Annotated in this window: 15 protein-coding genes and 2 pseudogenes; 5 read left to right on the top strand and 12 right to left on the bottom strand. The window is 45.4% G+C overall.

Annotation, left to right across the window (positions count from 1 at the left end; translation table 11 throughout):
* Positions 1–23 precede the first annotated feature (23 nt).
* On the bottom strand, positions 24–188 hold the full coding sequence (gene spxO, locus Q3W56_RS06735; protein ID WP_019715675.1) for an anti-adapter protein SpxO: 165 nt from the start codon (positions 186–188) through the stop codon (positions 24–26).
* Positions 189–356: 168 nt separating this feature from the next.
* On the opposite strand from spxO, the gene Q3W56_RS06730 reads away from it, so the two are divergent.
* Complete coding sequence (locus Q3W56_RS06730; RefSeq protein WP_302894926.1) at positions 357–1,232, top strand: TetR/AcrR family transcriptional regulator; 876 nt, start codon at positions 357–359, stop codon at positions 1,230–1,232.
* 38 nt (positions 1,233–1,270) lie between these two features.
* Here Q3W56_RS06730 and fumC read toward each other — a convergent pair whose 3' ends face one another.
* Together fumC and Q3W56_RS06720 are read right to left on the bottom strand one after the other, a co-directional pair.
* Positions 1,271–2,659 carry a class II fumarate hydratase gene (gene fumC, locus Q3W56_RS06725; protein WP_302894925.1) on the bottom strand — a complete coding sequence of 463 codons (1,389 nt, stop codon included), beginning with the start codon at positions 2,657–2,659 and terminating at the stop codon, positions 1,271–1,273.
* Positions 2,660–2,725: 66 nt separating this feature from the next.
* Complete coding sequence (locus Q3W56_RS06720) at positions 2,726–2,911, bottom strand: YvzF family protein (protein ID WP_268398445.1); 186 nt, start codon at positions 2,909–2,911, stop codon at positions 2,726–2,728.
* Positions 2,912–3,028: 117 nt separating this feature from the next.
* Between Q3W56_RS06720 and gerAA the strand changes: the two genes are divergently transcribed.
* From gerAA to gerAC, 3 genes are read left to right on the top strand one after another with little or no spacing between them, the layout of a single operon-like run.
* Entirely contained in the window at positions 3,029–4,477 is a 1,449-nt protein-coding gene (gerAA, locus tag Q3W56_RS06715) for a spore germination receptor protein GerAA (protein WP_302894924.1), read from the top strand.
* The gene (gene gerAB / locus Q3W56_RS06710; protein ID WP_302894923.1) at positions 4,446–5,543 is read left to right on the top strand and encodes a spore germination receptor protein GerAB; all 1,098 of its coding nucleotides are present in this window, start codon (positions 4,446–4,448) and stop codon (positions 5,541–5,543) included. The genes gerAA and gerAB overlap by 32 nt, the downstream gene beginning before the upstream one ends.
* Positions 5,540–6,661 (top strand): spore germination receptor protein GerAC, encoded by a 1,122-nt coding sequence (gerAC, locus tag Q3W56_RS06705; protein WP_302894922.1) that lies wholly within the window; start codon positions 5,540–5,542, stop codon positions 6,659–6,661. The genes gerAB and gerAC overlap by 4 nt, the downstream gene beginning before the upstream one ends.
* Positions 6,662–6,667: 6 nt before the next feature.
* On the opposite strand, the pseudogene liaR reads toward gerAC, so the two are convergent.
* The 4 genes and pseudogenes from liaR to Q3W56_RS06685 all read right to left on the bottom strand — a co-directional run.
* Positions 6,668–6,832, bottom strand: a pseudogene (gene liaR, locus Q3W56_RS06700) (two-component system response regulator LiaR); the annotation flags it as partial.
* Positions 6,822–7,126, bottom strand: a pseudogene (gene liaI, locus Q3W56_RS06695) (cell envelope stress-induced membrane anchor protein LiaI); the annotation flags it as partial. The pseudogenes liaR and liaI, both read right to left, overlap by 11 nt.
* 142 nt (positions 7,127–7,268) lie before the next feature.
* Positions 7,269–8,537, bottom strand: a complete 1,269-nt coding sequence (locus Q3W56_RS06690) for an MFS transporter (protein ID WP_302894921.1) — start codon at positions 8,535–8,537, stop codon at positions 7,269–7,271.
* 193 nt (positions 8,538–8,730) lie between these two features.
* On the bottom strand, positions 8,731–9,294 hold the full coding sequence (locus tag Q3W56_RS06685; RefSeq protein WP_019715685.1) for a cob(I)yrinic acid a,c-diamide adenosyltransferase: 564 nt from the start codon (positions 9,292–9,294) through the stop codon (positions 8,731–8,733).
* 192 nt (positions 9,295–9,486) lie between these two features.
* Between Q3W56_RS06685 and Q3W56_RS06680 the strand changes: the two genes are divergently transcribed.
* Positions 9,487–10,233, top strand: a complete 747-nt coding sequence (locus Q3W56_RS06680) for an SDR family NAD(P)-dependent oxidoreductase (RefSeq protein ID WP_302894919.1) — start codon at positions 9,487–9,489, stop codon at positions 10,231–10,233.
* A gap of 242 nt (positions 10,234–10,475) precedes the next feature.
* On the opposite strand, the gene pdxA is transcribed toward Q3W56_RS06680, so the two are convergent.
* The 5 genes from pdxA to Q3W56_RS06655 form a co-directional block, all read right to left on the bottom strand.
* Entirely contained in the window at positions 10,476–11,483 is a 1,008-nt protein-coding gene (pdxA, locus tag Q3W56_RS06675) for a 4-hydroxythreonine-4-phosphate dehydrogenase PdxA (protein ID WP_302894918.1), read from the bottom strand.
* Positions 11,459–12,799 carry a four-carbon acid sugar kinase family protein gene (locus tag Q3W56_RS06670; protein ID WP_302894917.1) on the bottom strand — a complete coding sequence of 447 codons (1,341 nt, stop codon included), beginning with the start codon at positions 12,797–12,799 and terminating at the stop codon, positions 11,459–11,461. Before Q3W56_RS06670 ends, pdxA begins: the two co-directional genes overlap by 25 nt.
* 20 nt (positions 12,800–12,819) lie before the next feature.
* On the bottom strand, positions 12,820–14,604 hold the full coding sequence (locus tag Q3W56_RS06665) for a sigma-54-dependent Fis family transcriptional regulator (protein ID WP_019715689.1): 1,785 nt from the start codon (positions 14,602–14,604) through the stop codon (positions 12,820–12,822).
* Positions 14,605–14,759: 155 nt separating this feature from the next.
* Positions 14,760–15,938 carry a sialidase family protein gene (locus Q3W56_RS06660; protein WP_302894916.1) on the bottom strand — a complete coding sequence of 393 codons (1,179 nt, stop codon included), beginning with the start codon at positions 15,936–15,938 and terminating at the stop codon, positions 14,760–14,762.
* Positions 15,938–17,341, bottom strand: coding sequence for a sodium:solute symporter family protein (locus Q3W56_RS06655; RefSeq protein WP_302894915.1), 1,404 nt, complete (start codon positions 17,339–17,341; stop codon positions 15,938–15,940). Before Q3W56_RS06655 ends, Q3W56_RS06660 begins: the two co-directional genes overlap by 1 nt.
* Between the last annotated feature and the right edge of the window lie 66 nt (positions 17,342–17,407).

Genomic DNA, 17,407 nt, shown 5'->3' with positions numbered 1-17,407 from the left:
TACATGTTTTTGCAGTCTATTTTTTATGTGAAAGAATAGCCGTTGAAATCTCTGTAATTTGTTTTGAGCGGCTGTTTGCATTGATGAACCCATTTTTTCTCAGACAAGGTCTGCTTCGGATATTTGACTTTCTCCACTTTGATTCCTCTGTTTCGCAAGCGGCTGATCATTTCGTCCAATTCTTTCATTCTAGATTCACCCTTTCGCTTGAGCTTTGACCATTCGGTCATCTCAATTTATAATATAAATAATACATGATAAAAAAACAAGTTACAATAAGGTTAATTTTATAACAGAAGGTGTGACTATATGGTCATATCCTGTACAGGCCTCCGGGCTTTGAAAGGGTGGAACCATTGAAGGAAAAAGAAAAGCTAATTATTGAAACAGCCTTAAAACTATTTGCCCAAAAAGGATACAACTCAACATCAGTTCAGGAAATCGCAAAAGAATGCAAAATATCTAAAGGCGCTTTTTATATTTATTTTCCTTCGAAAGAAGCGCTTCTTCTGTCTATGCTGAACTACTATTATGATAAAACGTTTACCCGAATTTTAAATATTAAAACGAAGGGAGACAGCCCCAGAACAGCTTACCGTAAACAGCTGACCGTGCTCTATGAAAACATCCTTGAACACAAGGATTTTATCAGCATGCAGATGAAGGAAAGTTCTCTGCCTTACACGGAGGAAGTAGAGCAATGCGCCAAAAAAATCCGCCAGTCCTCACTTCAATTTCATATCGACAGCCTGCTGAACATTTACGGAAAAAAAGCGGAACCGTATACTGCAGAGCTTTGTTTTTTAATAGAGGGCATCAGCCAGATTTACCTGGAATGCATGATTTTGCTCGGCTATAATGTGAAGCCGGATCAATTAGCTGATATCATTATGAATCGAATTGATGATATGGTAAAAGGCATGTCTGAACGAAACGATAAGCCTTTCATCACATTGGAAGAGGCAAGCTCTTTATTTGGGCCTCTTACGCACGGACGGCCTGACCCGCTGACTGAATCGATTGTGAAAAGCCTTCGTGACAAAATTAACAGCTTAAACACAAACTCCTCTCTTGAATTATCGGAGAGCTTGGACATACTTGAAGCAGAAATGAAGAAAAAAACACCGAAGCTGGCGATCATAAAAGGAATGATCCATAACCTGACCGAGTCTGAAGCTCTCGCCAAAGATGCGGAGCAGCTTAAATATCTATTAAAACAGCAACATATTTAGAAGAACGGCTGCTTAAAAGCAGCCGTTTTTTTCTTCTATTATGCCTTTGGTTTTACCATATCTTCCGGCTTAACCATTTCATTAAATTGCTCCTCTGTCAGCAATTCTAGCTTCAAAGCAGCTTCTTTCAGCGTCAATCCCTCTTTATGGGCTAGCTTGGCGATTTTCGCCGCGTTTTCATATCCAATATGCGGGTTTAGCGCCGTTACAAGCATTAATGAATTTGACAGGTTTTCCTGGATGGTTTCTTTGTCAGGCTCAATACCGACAGCACATTTATCATGGAATGACTTCATGCCGTCACTCAGCAGCTGCACAGATTGCAGGAAGTTGTAAATGATAACAGGCTTAAACACGTTCAGTTCAAAGTTCCCCTGACTCGCCGCAAAACCAATTGTCGCATCGTTCCCCATAATTTGCGCTGCGATCATTGTCAATGCTTCACTTTGTGTCGGGTTGACTTTACCAGGCATAATGGAGCTGCCCGGCTCATTTTCAGGAATGGCGATTTCCCCGATGCCGCAGCGAGGTCCGCTAGCAAGCCATCTGACATCGTTTGCGATTTTCATTAAATCAGCCGCAAGCGCTTTTAATGCGCCATGCGCATAAGTGATTTCATCATGGCTTGTCAGCGCGTGGAATTTATTCGGCGAGCTGCTGAACGTTTGGCCGGTCAGTTTTGTGATCTCTTCTGAGACAAGCTCTCCAAACTCTGGGTGAGCGTTGATTCCCGTTCCGACAGCCGTTCCACCAATTGCAAGCGCACGCATTTTATCTGTCGCTTCCAAAATCATCTCCTTCGAACGATCCAGCATGTAAACCCATCCGCTGATTTCTTGTCCGAGCGTTAGAGGCGTAGCATCCTGAAGGTGCGTGCGTCCGATTTTGACAATGTCGGTGTATGCTTTCGCTTTTTCATCCAATGTATTGCGAAGCTGGTCAAGCGCAGGCACTAGCTGTTCGTAAACAGCTAATACAGCAGCAACATGCATCGCAGTCGGGAATGTGTCGTTTGAGCTTTGGCTGCGGTTTACATCATCATTTGGATGAATCGTTTGATCTGAGTTCTTTTCTTTTAATAAAGCAGTCGCTCGGTTGGCTACCACTTCGTTCATGTTCATATTGCTTTGTGTGCCGCTTCCGGTTTGCCATACGACAAGCGGAAAGTTGTCATCGTATTTGCCTTTGAGCACATCATCACAAACCGCTGTAATCGCTTCCGCTTTTTCCGCGTCCAGATTGCCAAGGCGTTTATTAGCGAGAGCTGTGCTTCGTTTTAATATTGCAAACGCCTTCACAACACGCATCGGCATTTTTTCAGAACCGATCTTAAAGTTCTCCTTGCTTCGCTGTGTTTGGGCGCCCCAAAATTTATCAGCAGGAACTTTCACTTCTCCCATGGTGTCTCGTTCAATTCTGTATTTCATTTATGTATCCCTCCATAACGGTTGCTTCAATAGATCATAATTCGCCAGTGATACAGAAAGTCCTCTTTATTTTTCGAGCTTGGATGATTTTAATTTTAATTCTAAATATACGCGGGAATCCTTTGAATATTTGTACTTCGGATTCGTCCTGCCGTACTCCTTTGATGTATAGGAGACATCATAATGCTTTTCAAATGATTTAATGAGCTGTTCTATTTCTTCTTGTTTTCCAGCAAGCCTTACCTGTGCCACTTCGTATCCTCCGCTTTCATAAAAAAACTTACACCATGAAATACTCTAACACAGTATATCATTTTTTTAACAGGAAAAGATAACCTCTACTAAGGTTTTGGATAAGAGGTGACCTCGTTGGAACAAACAGAGTTTAAGGAATATATACACGATAATTTAGCATTAGTGCTTCCAAAATTAAAAGAAAACGATGATTTGGTGAAAAACAAAAAAATGCTCTCCAACGGTCTTGTTTTTTACTATCTCTATTTTAGTGAACTGAATGATCAGAAACAGGTTGCAGAATCGATTAAAACCTTAATCAAAGATGAAGAGACCCTTACGCTTGACCAAGTCAAAAAACGCCTTGACCAGCTTGACGCAAGGCCTGTTGAAACTGCCGAAAAAACGACTGAGGCCATTCTCAGCGGCAAGTGTGCTGTGTTTATCAACGGATTGGATAAAGTCTTTATTTTGTCGACAGGAAAGAAAAAAACAAGAAGCCTGGCAGAGCCGACAACTGAAAAAGTGGTGCGCGGACCAAAAGTTGCGTTTGTAGAGGATATCGATACAAATATGGCTCTCATTAGGCAAAGGACTAACCATCCAAAACTCATTACAAAAAAAATCATGATCGGCAAAAACAAGCTGAAGTCGGCGGCCATTATGTACATTGAGGGCAAAGCAAAAAAGTCCGTCATAAAAGAAGTTAAAGCGCGGCTTAACAATGTTCAGCTGGAGGATATCCAGGATAGCGGAACACTTGAGGAGCTCATTGAAGATAATAAATATTCGCCGTTTCCGCAGATTCAAAATACGGAAAGACCCGATAAGGTATCGTCGGCCCTGTTTAACGGCCGTGTGGCCATTTTGGTCGACAATTCACCATTTGTGCTGCTAGTACCGGTTTCTCTCGGCATCCTGATGCAGTCCCCGGATGACTACTATGAACGCTGGATTTCAGCATCTCTTATCCGGTCGCTGCGTTTTGGATCTATCTTCATTACCTTATTTTTGTCTTCGATTTATATCGCACTCGTTTCCTTCCATCAAGGACTCCTGCCGACCGCGCTCGCCGTTACGATATCGGCAAACAGGGAAAACGTGCCCTTTCCGCCGATATTTGAAGCCCTGCTGATGGAAGTAACCATCGAGTTGCTAAGGGAAGCCGGGCTGCGCCTCCCCAACCCGCTCGGCCAGACAATAGGGCTCGTTGGGGGCGTTGTCATCGGACAGGCGGCTGTAGAGGCGAATCTCGTCAGCTCGATTATGGTTATCGTTGTCAGCGTCATTGCCCTTGCATCCTTTACCGTTCCCCAATACGGAATGGGGCTGTCTTTCCGGGTGCTGCGTTTTATTTCGATGTTTTCCGCCGCTATTCTCGGGCTGTATGGGATTATTTTATTTATGCTTGTTATTTATACGCACTTAACGAGACAATCGAGCTTTGGATTTCCGTATTTTTCGCCAAACGGATTCTTCAGCCTGAAAAATACGGATGATTCCATTATCCGTCTCCCAATAAAAAACAAACCAAAAGAGGCGAATAATCCAAATGAGCCAAAAACAGACTCCAAACAAACTTAATACCTTCCAAGGGATTTCGATTATTGCGAATACGATGCTCGGCGCCGGTCTGTTAACATTGCCGAGAGCGCTGACCACTAAGGCCAACACCCCTGACGGCTGGATTACGCTCACATTAGAAGGCGTTATATTCATTTTGTTCATTTATTTAAATACGCTTATTCAGAAAAAACATCATTACCCTTCTCTATTTGAGTATTTGCAGGAAGGGCTCGGAAAATGGATCGGAAGCATTATCGGCCTTTTGATCAGCTGCTATTTTATCGGAGTGGCCAGCTTTGAAACCCGGGCGATGGCCGAAATGGTGAAGTTTTTCCTGCTGGAGAAGACCCCAATTCAGATCATTATTTTCACGTTTATCTGCTGTGGCATCTATTTAATTGTAGGGGGATTAAGTGATATGTCGCGGCTGTTCCCCTTTTATTTAACGGTAACAATTATTATTTTGCTGATTGTGTTTGGGATCAGTTTTAAAATTTTTGACATCAATAATTTGCGACCCGTCTTAGGTGAAGGCCTTGGACCCATTGCAAACTCCCTTACCGTCGTTTCCATCTCTTTTTTAGGAATGGAAGTGATGCTGTTTCTTCCTGAACATATGAAGAAAAAGAAATATACATTTAGATACGCGGCTATCGGCTTTTTGATTCCGATTATTTTATATATCCTGACGTATGTCATCGTTGTCGGGGCTTTGACCGCACCTGAGGTGAAAACGCTGATCTGGCCGACAATTTCTCTCTTTCAGTCCTTTGAGCTTAAAGGGATATTCATTGAAAGGTTTGAGTCGTTTTTACTGATCGTCTGGATCATTCAATTTTTCACAACGTTTGTCATTTACGGATATTTTGCCGCTAACGGGCTGAAGAAGACGTTCGGATTATCCACTAAAAAAAGCATGGTGCTCATCGGCGCGGCTGTCTATTATTTTTCACTATGGCCGGATGACGCCAATCAAGTCATGATGTACAGCGATTATCTCGGGTACATTTTTGTCTGCCTGTTTCTGCTTCCCTTCATTCTCTTTTTCATTGTCGCTCTCAAAAGGAGGATTACAGCAAAATGAAAACTCGGATCTTAATTATGTTCATATGCACCCTGTTGCTGTCCGGATGCTGGGACAGCCAAAATATTGAGGAATTAAGCTTGGTAATCGGTGTAGGGCTAGACAAGCCGGATGATAAAAATTTAGAACTGACACAGCAGATTCTTATCCCGAAAAGTATCAGCTCCAAAGAGGGCTCTTCATCTGACCCGACACAGCTTTCTATCACAAAGGGTGAAACTGTCCATCAAATGATGCGAACATCTGCATTAAAGCATAACCCTACGTTTTCACAGCATTTGCGTCTTATTCTGCTTTCGAAGAGCGTGATTGCGGATCATATTGGATTGGACGCGATCATTAACCAGTTTGTCAGAGACAACGGGACAAGGAGGAGTTCGTACGTCTTTGTCACCGATGGCACAACTAAGGATATATTTAAAATAAATGTTCAAGGCGAGCCCGCATCCAATGTGATTTATGACCTGACAGAGAATAATACGGTGACGATCAGAATGATGGAGCCTGTTACACTGGGTGAGATCTCAGAACATTTGACCTCTGATGATTCATTCCTCATCCCTCATGTCGGAGAGGAAAACGGCAAACTTGCGATAAACGGGGCTACTATCATCAAAGATAAATTATGGAACCGGAATTTAACACCTGGTGAAATTCAAAATATCAACTTATTTACAGGCACTGTCGAAGGAGGCGTCATTGAAATGAGGCACAATGGGAACCTTTTTTCTTATGAAGTGTACTCCAGCAATCGCAAGATCAAGACAGACTACAAGGACGGAAAATTCAAATTCACCGTCACACGGAATATTGAAGGGCGTTTATCAGAGGACTGGAATCCGAATGAAGATTCATTTAAGGATTCATATATCAAGGGGATTGAAAAGACAGTCGAAAAACGATTACACAAAACAGTAACAGCATTTATTACAGGCACGCTGCAGAAAGATATCAAGGCAGATGTAACCGGGCTGGGAAACGAAGTCAGAATTCATTATCCTCAACAGTGGAAAAAGATTGCAAGAAAATGGGATGATGATTATTTCAGCAATGCGGAAATAGACTACCGGGTCAATGTGGTTGTCAGAGACTTCGGGACGAAAGGTGCAAATAAATAGAAGAGCCTATTTTACGAGGTGATTTCGGTGTGCGTACACCGCGGCCTGCGTCCGGTCACTGACATTCAGTTTTGATAAAATATTGGTGATATGGGTTTTGACTGTTTTAATGGTGATAAACAGTTCCTGGCCTATTTCTTTGTTTGTTTTACCTTCTGCCAGGGTGAAAAGATGACACACCATTGTCAGCTGATCCGTTTTTCATGAGCTTCCAGCCGTAATACACCATAGCGGCTGCCAGCGCCATTCCGACGACAAACGGAAGTGAACAGATGAGCATGATCGCTCCGATACCGCCCAAGAAGATTCCTGTAATCGTTTTACTGCGGCAAACCTTTTCATTCCTGCGTATGTCATCAAGCTCCCTATGGCGAGCGGGATAATAAAGCCGAAGCTTCCAAAAAAGACGGAGATCCCAAATACAATTAATAAGAATCCGCCTATTGTTTTCTTGTTTATCATTATGCAGATTCTCTTCATCTTAAACAAATAAGCATTTGCGCAAAACGAATCAGAGATTGATTTTGATATAAGACCGGAGTCGTATCTTGTGCCGGACCTATGGACACAAAAAAACGCCATGCACGAGGCATGGCGTCAAAACCCTTTATAAATGAACACTTGCTTCCCTTTCTTTGATCAGGTCGGACCGCTCTGCTTTAGCCAGCTTTGTGAAAAGTAAAATGCCAATACCCGCAATAATTTCGACAACCCCTCCGACAGCGATCACAGTTCCTGAACCAAAAGCGTTTGCAGCATACCCGCAAATGACAGCTCCGGCAGGTATGGAAATATTAGAGATCATATGTATGACAGCGTAGACCTGCGGCTGATCCTCACTATCCACAGAGGTCTGGATAATCGTGTACTCAGGAACATTAACAGCACTGACTGCGGCGCCAAAGGTAAACGCTGCGAGAAAGACGAGCGGCAAAAAGGTGTTCATACCGGTAATAAAGAAAGCGAATCCTTCAATAATGCCGGCAGTTACGAATAACAGCCCATATCTGTTTACTTTGACTTTCGCCAGCACAAACCCCAATAAAAACGCGCCTGCGGCGGTAGTGGCCTTTAAAAGCGAGTAAACGATCGGCTGGCCGTTTAAATCTTCCGCAACGTAAACGGCTGAGAGCGCTTCCCAAGGGGCAGCCGCGAAATTCATGAAGATACAATAAATGGCGAGCGGATATAAAATCTGATGTCTTCTCACAAGCGTAAAGCCGCGCTTCAGTCTGCCGATATATGTGCCTCTCTGCGTAACGATAGCAGAATCTGATTGGGATTCAACCGCAGTATACTTAATAAAAAGGACGAGAAAACCAGAAACCAAATAGAGAACAAGTGCGATAAGCATTGTATAAGAAGGGCTGATAAATGTAAGTAAAGCGCCGCATAACGTGACAGCTCCGAGCCGGACAATTTGAGCGGAGGATTGCAGCACGGCGTTTGCTTTTTGAATGCCCTGTTCGTTTACGATATGGGGTATTAAAGTTATGGATGCGGGATTGTATGCAGCCCCTGTAGCAGAATGCACAATCATAAGTGTCATGACAAACCACAGCGGAGAGAAACCCGCAAAATGACAAAGAGGAATAATCAAGACGATCGCAGCCCTTGTCAAATCTGAAAAGTACATCCAAAATTTCAGCGTATTTTGTTTCATGAAAGGACCCGTCACAGGGGCCAGCACAGCTTCCGGCAAAAAAGTAACAGCAATCAATAAAGCAGTGCCGATCGCACCTTTGCCGTCATAAATTAAAAACCATAATATCGAATTAAATGCGAACATATCGCCTGATATCTTTACTATTCTTGAGAGAAAAAGATAATTAAAATTTCTCTTCCAGATGCTATCACTTTCAATTAAATTCACCATCCATCAGAGCCCCCCACTGCCTATTTTTTACATCTTTTTTTATTACAATATCTCATTTTCCCACTTTTCAGTCAATAATGCATAAGGTTCATTTTTTGTCGTAAAATGGGAGATTGACAGAATGAAAAACAAAAAACCGGCATGTAGAGAACAAGCCGGCTTTCATTTTCTTTTTTTATGATCCGCTGCAGTTTTAGTCCCGAAACACAATAGCACTTCTTTCATATTCCACATCGTCAATGCCGCTTCTCACATTCACAACCCGTGCGGCGGCAAAGAAATAATCGGATAGTCGATTGAGATAACGCAGCACTGTTTCATGAATCTCCTCCGATTTCATAAGCGCCACCACTCGGCGTTCCGCCCGCCTTGCAATGGTGCGCGCCGCATGGAGAAGCGAAGCACCCTTCGATCCGCCTGGAAGTATAAATTTCTTCAGTTCCGGCGCTTCTGCTGTGTAGGCATCAATGCGCGTTTCCAAAAAGGAAACAGATTCTTCCGTTAGTTTATAGCCTTTTCTTTCTGTGACGATTGCCAGATCGCCTCCGCAGTCAAACAGCTCATGCTGGATCATCAGCAGCTCGGCTGTCAAATCTTCAAATCCGGGCTTGCCGGAAAGCTCTGCTAAAGCAAGCCCGACAAAGCTATTCAGCTCGTCAATCGTGCCGTAGCTTTCGACGCGGAGGCTGTCCTTGTCCGTTCTGCCTCCGACTAAGCTCGTTTGTCCCTTATCGCCTGTTTTTGTGTATAGTCTCATTTCGTTCTCCTCCCTTTATCACTTGTCCCTATAGTATACCCTGTTTTAACAGCGGCATAGAGCTGTTACATCTGTTTCATTTTGAAGCATAAAGTCCTTGCATCATCATCACAAAAAAGTATTGTTGAATAAAGAAACAATAGCTTTTATAGTATAAATGTAAACGCTTTATTTAAAGAAGGTGGGATGGGGATGGAATTTTACAAAAAAACGGCCATTATCACCGGTGCAAGCCGCGGCATCGGCAGAGCCATTGCGGAGACGCTTGCGGATAAAGGAGCAAATGTCGTCATCAATGGGACAAAAGAAGAATTACTCAAGTCCATGTGCGCAGAATTGAATAATGAGAGAAAGTGCGCTTCTTATGTTGCTGGTGATGCAAGTTTGCCAGAAACAGCCTCGCTTCTCATAGCTGAGGCAAAACAGCAGTTTGGGCAGATCGATATTTTGGTCAACAATGCCGGCATTAATTTGCGCAAAACAACTGTTGATACGTCGCTTGAAGAGTGGAAAAGAGTGATAGATTTGAATTTAACCGGCACTTTCCTCATGTGTCAGGCCGTCATCCCAGAAATGACCGCGCAGGGTGGCGGAAAAATCGTAAACATGAGCTCAACGACCAGCAAAACACCGCATCACAACGCCTCTCCTGCTTATGGTGCATCGAAAGCAGGCATCAACTATTTAACGATGCATTTGGCAAAGGAGCTTGCTGCACACCGCATTCATGTCAACGCTGTCTGCCCGGGACCGATAGAAACGGATATGAGCAAGCAGTGGAGCGAGGAGTATCGTGCAGCAGTCGTCGAACGGATTCCGCTGAAAATGATCGGCTCACCCGAGCATGTCGCAAACGTTGTCGCCTTCCTAGCATCTGACAAATCTGACTTTATGACGGGCGAAACGATTAATATTAACGGCGGCACCTACATGAACTAAAGAAAAGTGCCATTTTATGAGACGACCCTTAAACTTGAGGATTCTCATGAGGCTGAAGCATGAGTCAGGTATGGAATCGGACTCATGCCGTTTTGTCTTATTCGTTTTTGATTGTAGTCTCACTTTCATTTATGCAGATAAGATCGCCTTGATTCTGATCCGCACTTAAAAATGCGCCAAAAGAAAAGCACCTCCAAATTTGACATTTGGAGGTGCTCGTTTATGATAGAAGGCTCTTCTTTTTATGCATGCCGATTACGCGTTCCAGACAGCATGATGGCCTGTCTCACCGCTTCTTCTAAACTCGCGGGATCGGCTTTGCCTGTTCCCGCAATATCAAAAGCTGTTCCGTGGTCAACACTCGTACGGATAATTGGCAGGCCGACTGTAATGTTCACCCCGGCTTCAAGACCGAGCACCTTAATCGGTCCGTGTCCCTGATCATGATACATCGCCACCACCATATCAAAATCGCCTCTCACTGCTCTAAAGAATAGCGTGTCAGCAGGCAGCGGGCCGAATGCCTGTATACCTTCACTTTGCGCGCGTTCAACGGCAGGGACAATTTTCTCTTCTTCTTCTCCATGTCCAAACAAACCATTCTCACCGGCGTGAGGGTTAATGCCGCATACCGCGATTTTAGGCTGCGGTATACCTGCGCGAATGAGTGTATCATGCGCCAATTGTATTGTCGTGTATACCCGATTCGCATCAATGAGATGAATGGCGTCAAGCAGACCGACATGGGTTGTGACATGCACCACCTTCAGGTTCGGTGCAGCCAGCATCATCGCATAGTCCTTTGTTTGCGTCAATTCCGCTAAAATTTCGGTATGGCCCGGGTACATGTGCCCCGCCTTATGGAGGGCTTCTTTATTTAAAGGCGCTGTGCAAATGCCGTCAATCCGATTCTCGTTGGCAAGGGCAATCGCCTTTTCAAGATAGCGGAACGCTGCGTTTCCCGCTTCAGCCGATACTTCTCCCACTCTCAGTTCCTCGGTTAGCAACTGAAGGTCCAGGCAAGGAATGACACCGGGCTTTACATCTGCCGCCTCTTCCGGTTCGTCGATTTTTACAATGTCTGCATCTGAGCCAATGAACGTCTTTGCTCTGCTTAAAATGCTGTAATCCCCAATGACAAACAATGTCCCGTTTTCATGCAAATTGGTTTGCTCAAATGCCTTGATGATAATTTCCGGGCCGACACCGGCCGCATCCCCCATCGTCAACGCAATGATTGGTTTTGCCATCTGTCTTCCTCCTCTACATTTCTCAGCACCTCAACGGCTCTTAGAACAGAATCGGTTTGACCATATGCGCCCGCCTTTGTCACCGCATATATATCTGCGTTGAGAAGCTTGCCGAGCGGTATCCCCGCTTCAATTTCACCCAGCAGTTGAATGCCGTCTGCGCCAAGCTCGTTGCAAATCGCGCGCGCAGTGTCCCCTCCTGTCAACACAAGGCGTTTTAATCCTGTCAACTTGACGATTTCACTCGTGACTTCACCAAGAAATCGTGAGAGCTTTTCGCCTACAGCCTGCCGGTCAAGCCCTTGTTTTCTCCCAAAAGCGATGATGCGCTGTACGGTTTCCGGCTTTGCATCAGTATAAAGCAGAACATCTTTCCCTTGATGAACCACCACTTGATCGAGCGCGCGCTTATGCTCCCATGCTTCACATCCATTCAATACGTTCAGCGGATTGATGCGCACGTCAAGGAGGTCACGCTGCTCTCTTACATATGCTAGCTGTCTATTTGTTATGTTCGATGCACTGCCAGATACGATCATTACCGGTTCATTCCTCTTGCCTGTCTGCAATGCCCTCTTTCTGACATGCTGGGCAAGTGCACAGGCCAGTCCGGCAGCGCCGACCCATAAAACGGACTGCCCGCTGTTCATAAACACTTGCACGATGCGGCGCAGATCCTCATTTGTTTCTGCATCGCAGACAAACCATTCATGTCCTTGGGTTTTCCACGCTTTAAGGTCTTGTTGTATTTGCTCATCAGGTTTGTGAAGCTGTTTGGTGCCTATCGTTTTTGGCTGTATATTCGTCTGCCCGAAAAGCAAATCAGCGATCCGAGATTCGGCAACCGGTGTTTTCGGATCAACGGCTGCTTCAGTTTCATGAACAGGCCGGCCATTGACATAATGCATGCCATCCACAGTAATCCGCCTCGCATCAGGAAAAGCAGGGGCGATGACTGCTGCATCAAAACGCCCCAGATCCATCAGCGCCTTGATTTCAATCCCGATGTTTCCCCTTAATGTGGAGTCAATTTTCTTTAAAAAAAGGTGTGATTCAAGGCGGGCGAACGGATGCGATGCTGAACTGACTTCTTTGTAAGCCTCGCTCGGCGACACACTGCGCGTGTCCGTATCTAAAATCATGACATCTTCTTTTATATCCCCTGGATTTGCACCAGACCGGTCAAAAAGAACAGCGGCGCTCATTCCTGCTTTAACAAACTGAACGCCTGTGTCATTAGCTCCCGTTAAATCGTCGGCGACAATCACTATCTTTTGGCTGATGTCCGCTCCTTTTTTGCATCGTATGTTTGTCATATCGACACCTCGGTCTCATGCTATTCTTTTAGTTTTCTCCACAAGGTGGTGCGGTTGATATTCAATCGCTTCGCTGCTTTGGATTGGTTCATATTCTCCTCTTTCAGCACCGCCTGAATGATGCGCCGTTCGATGTCCTCAAGCGTCCCTTCAAAATAGCCCTTTAAGCTCTCTTCCTTTTTCTCATTGGACAAACGATCAAGCTGCGGCGCGGCTTCAGCCAATGTGATATATCCGCTTTTCACCGTCAGCGCAAGTTCCTCAAGTACTCGCTTAAACTGCCGAACATTCTCCCTAAATGTCCGATTGCGAAACGCGTCCATCACCTCAGGCGCAAGTCCGACCACTTGTGTGCCATAAGCTGAATTAAATTCAGCAATAAACAGTCTGCTCATGTCCTCCATGTCTTCCACCCGCTCTGACAACGACGGGACATAAAGCGTCAATCCTTGTAAACAACTGTATAAATCAGGGTCAAATCGCCCTGCTTTCATTTCTTCACATAAATCAGCAGAGGAAGAGGCGAGCCAGCGTATTTGCTGATCCGGCTTCATCCATTGCAAGGCGAGATCATGCTGGACTTCAAGCGGCAGATGCTCGACATGCCGAAGAAAAATCGTCCCGTTTTGAACAGCCGGAAGGGCTTTCAGCAATGAGGTCTCTTTCACCTTGCTGCAATGAATGGTCATAAACGTATGCTGCCGCCGAGGGCTCATTTGATGAATCGCTAAGGCGAGGTCTGATTTCCCCGTCCCTTCCTCTCCGTACAGCAAAATAGGTTTATGCGTCTGGCTGAATGCCTGCGCTTGCTGAACGGTGTCCCTCATAGAACTGCTTTGTTGTGTAAATGATGAGAATGGGTGCAATGAATGGACGGGCGCCGCAAACGACCATACAGGATGGTTACGATCATCGCGTGATGACGACGATTGTTCAATGGCAATCAACAACTCTCCTTTTGAAAGAAGGGAACCTTTCATATGCCAGATAACTTCTCCTGTTTCTAATTGAAAATACCCGCTTAGTTTGCCTTCTCTTATTGACTGTACGGCAAAAGCCAGTTCTTCCCACCATTCATTGACAGCGGCGGCGGGTGCTATAGGCTCAAGAAGACCTTCTTCCATCCATTTTTTCATCATTTTGTTTACAAAGCGGATCCGGCTGTTATCATCAATGACGAGCATCCCTTTTTCTTCCTGATCAATCATGTCTCTAAACATCCGCTGCTCCTCGGATGCCTCCTTAAAGAGCCGGTACATTTGCTTTGCAGTGTGAAACGCTTCCTTAACCGATTCACGGCCGGACGTGATCAGCATGCTTTGCATGCCTAGCTCCTTTGCCGCTTTATCAGTAATCACATCTCCTAATACGATTTGTGTCCCCTGCTCTTGAATGTCCCTCAGCAGATCCCATACTTCCATTTCTTCTTTTATCGTATATAAATCAACTTCTATTCCGAAAAGCTCGCTGATGGTGCGAACCCCTTGGGTAATATTTTCAAAGCCAACGACGGCTGCTTTCCCTTGATAATCTTTAATGAGTGTCAACGCCCGCAGCAGATCATACCCGGAAACAGGGATATCTACGACAGGGATGCGCACGTGTTTTTGAATGAGCGAGGCTGTACCGCCGCGGCTCATCATGATATCGATCCCCTGTGATACCGCTTGCTCTGCAATCGCGACGCCGGAGCGCAAATCGCCGACCTCCAACTGAAATTGAATATCTTGTTCTTCCTTCGCGAGCTCTGTCAATAAATCCCCTAAACCTTTATATGGCGCAATGCCAAGCACTTTAATTTTCATAAAAATGGACCCCCTCTTTCATTCTCCCTCAGGTCAATGAGACAGTGAGGGAGTCCGTTCAAACATTGGGACAGCCCCTCGAACTTAAATTATAAATGATGCGATATGGGGATACAATTCATTCTGTCCAGTGCGGTGCGCCCGTTCAAACGGCTTTATTCTTGATCGGCCGAGGCCCACATTCGCGGGACGCGTACATATTTAATTGCCTGACGGTAATACGTAAAGGCAATATGCAGGTCGCCGTCTTTCCCCTGCTTGATCGATGGATAAGAAAACTCGCGGTTGAGCTTGTCTTTTGAGTTGTTCGTCATCGCATACCCGTCGCCGACTTCAATATTTCTTTTGACAGGCCATGTGACACCGCCGTCATGTGAAAGCGCCAGTGTCATCGGCGCCCTCGGCGCTCCCCAGAAGGCTGGACGGGCTTCTGTGTCTACACCTGTTCTCGTATCATCCTCATCCTCAATTTCATCGTATAGAGATGCTCTTCTTTCGGTCGTTTCATTCGCATTCATATGATTGTATACGAGAGCGAGCGTCCCATCTTGAAGCGCTGTAAATTGAATGGAAGAGTTGTTGTTCGGCAGCTCCGTCGGCTCAGGCTCTGACCAGGTGCGGCCGTTATCAATAGAGCGGCTCGCATAAATCGAGTCTGCCAAACGGCTCCTAAACAGCGCAAGCAATGTCCCGTCATGCAGTTTTTCAATATTCATATGAACACAGCCCATGCTGCCCGGCACCTTCACTTCCTCCCACGTCTTGCCTTTATCAGATGAAATTTTCACCGCGCTGATGTCACGGTTTCCAGTCCATTTCACATCAGCCAAGGTGATGCAGTAAAAGACGGGAAGCAGCCAATCGCCGTTATCCAGGACAACGAGCGGCTGGCGGATAAAGGTGCCGGCTTCGCCAAACAATGTGTCAATGCCGCTCCATGTATGGCCTCTGTCATCCGATGTCCGGTATCTGACAATGGCTGTATCCTGATTACCGGACACCTGTGCCGTATACATGAGCCAGAGCCGGCCGGACGGCTCTTGGAAAAGCACAGGGTTTTGTTCGGATCGGGAAGAATCATCCGACAGCTTTTCTGCCTGTGTCCACTCACTGCTCCCTTTTGCAAGCCTTGACATGTAAATCGATATATCCGCAATGCCTTCCTGCGTACCCCCAAACCAGACACACAATAGATCACCATTGTCCAGCTCCAGCAAGTTGGCTGCGTGGTTTTGCGGACAGTCTGTCGGCAAAAAAGCATCCTTTCTGGCCTCATCTGTTTCATTTTTTCTAATGCGCCCATCTATCAGCAAGGGAACTTCACTTTGTTTCATTACAATTCCTCCTTTACATTTGACTCTTTTTTCGCAGGCGAGCTGATCAGACGGTCTAATACGAGCACAACAAACGGAACAATGATGGCAATGTACATGTTATCAATGCCAAACGGATTGTCTAACAAATACCAGACCGTTGTCGCCATTCCGGAAAGCACCAGGCCTATGGTTGCCCCCCGGTTTGAATTAAAGTATGGCAAATAAAAGCCCATCGCCGCCACAACGGCAATTGATGTGCGAAGCGCCCTCGTAAAGAAAGAAAGCGTTAACAATTCTGGCGCCAATGCAACACCGAGCAACGGTATAAAACCGATGATAATGGATGCATATCTCGTAACTTTCATGCGCTGTTCAGGTGTCGGTTTTGCTTTAGGCACATAAAAGTCATCCATAATCAAAGTTGTTGTGGCAAGCGCAACAGTCGAGACGCCGACGAAAATGGACGCCACAAGCGATGTTGCCACAATGGCGCTCAGCACGGGATTCATTTGCTGCATAAATACCGGGAATGCATAGATGGCATCAATGTCCGGGTACAAATACCGTGCGGCAACGCCGATGACTCCAATGGCAATCGCAAGCGGCAGACAAAGCAGTGCCGCATACAGCGTCGATCTCTTTGCCTCTTTCTCACTTTTCGATGAGGTAATGGCCTGAATAATAAACTGAGTCGCAAAAATCGCCCCCATATTGCCGATAAACCAAGCACCGATTGTCCCCCATCCGATACTGCCGTCCCATGTGAAGAAATGCTTGGGCAATTGCTGCGTCATCGGCTCCCAGCCTTTTGTCAAATAAAGTGCAACCCCTAATGTAATTAGAACCCCCACATATTTAACAAGAGAATGCAGAATCGTCACCCAGGCAACGCCCTTCATTCCTCCGAATGTAAAATAAAAGGTGCTGACAATCGCTGTAATGATGGCACACGTCATGAGCGGAAGACCTAAAATAGACGAAATCGCCGCCGATCCGCTTAAATAGTTCCCTAGATTCACTAGTAAAAGAGCCACAATCATAATAGTAGAAACGACAAGTTTGGTCGATCGGCCAAACTTGTCACTAATAATACCGGAAATCGTATATTGGCCTGTTTTATAAAATTTCCCTACTAAGAAGTAGGAAAAAACAAAAAACGCAATAGAGACCGTTACAATCGACCATGAAGCTGCCAAACCATGTGTATAAGCTGATTCAGCGGTCCCGATTGTCGATTTGGTGCCGATAAATTCACTCATTAGCAGAATGCCGACAACAATGGCCGGCAGTGTTTTGGCGGCATTGTTGAATTCCGCACTGGATTTACTGCGAAAGCGCATCGTCAGCCACGTCGTAAAAAGAATGTAAACCACAATCACTGCCAAAATAAATGTTATGACCGAACCGCTTAAGACATCCACCCAAACTCCCCCTTTGTTTGCAAGCCTCCTACAGGCTCATGGTGAAAACAAGTACAGATCCCAATG

This window comes from Bacillus sp. C28GYM-DRY-1 (genome assembly GCF_030519405.1).
Classification (GTDB): domain Bacteria; phylum Bacillota; class Bacilli; order Bacillales; family Bacillaceae; genus Bacillus; species Bacillus spizizenii_A.
Note: the sequence above shows the minus strand (reverse complement) of the source record. Positions and strands in the feature narration are given on the sequence as shown.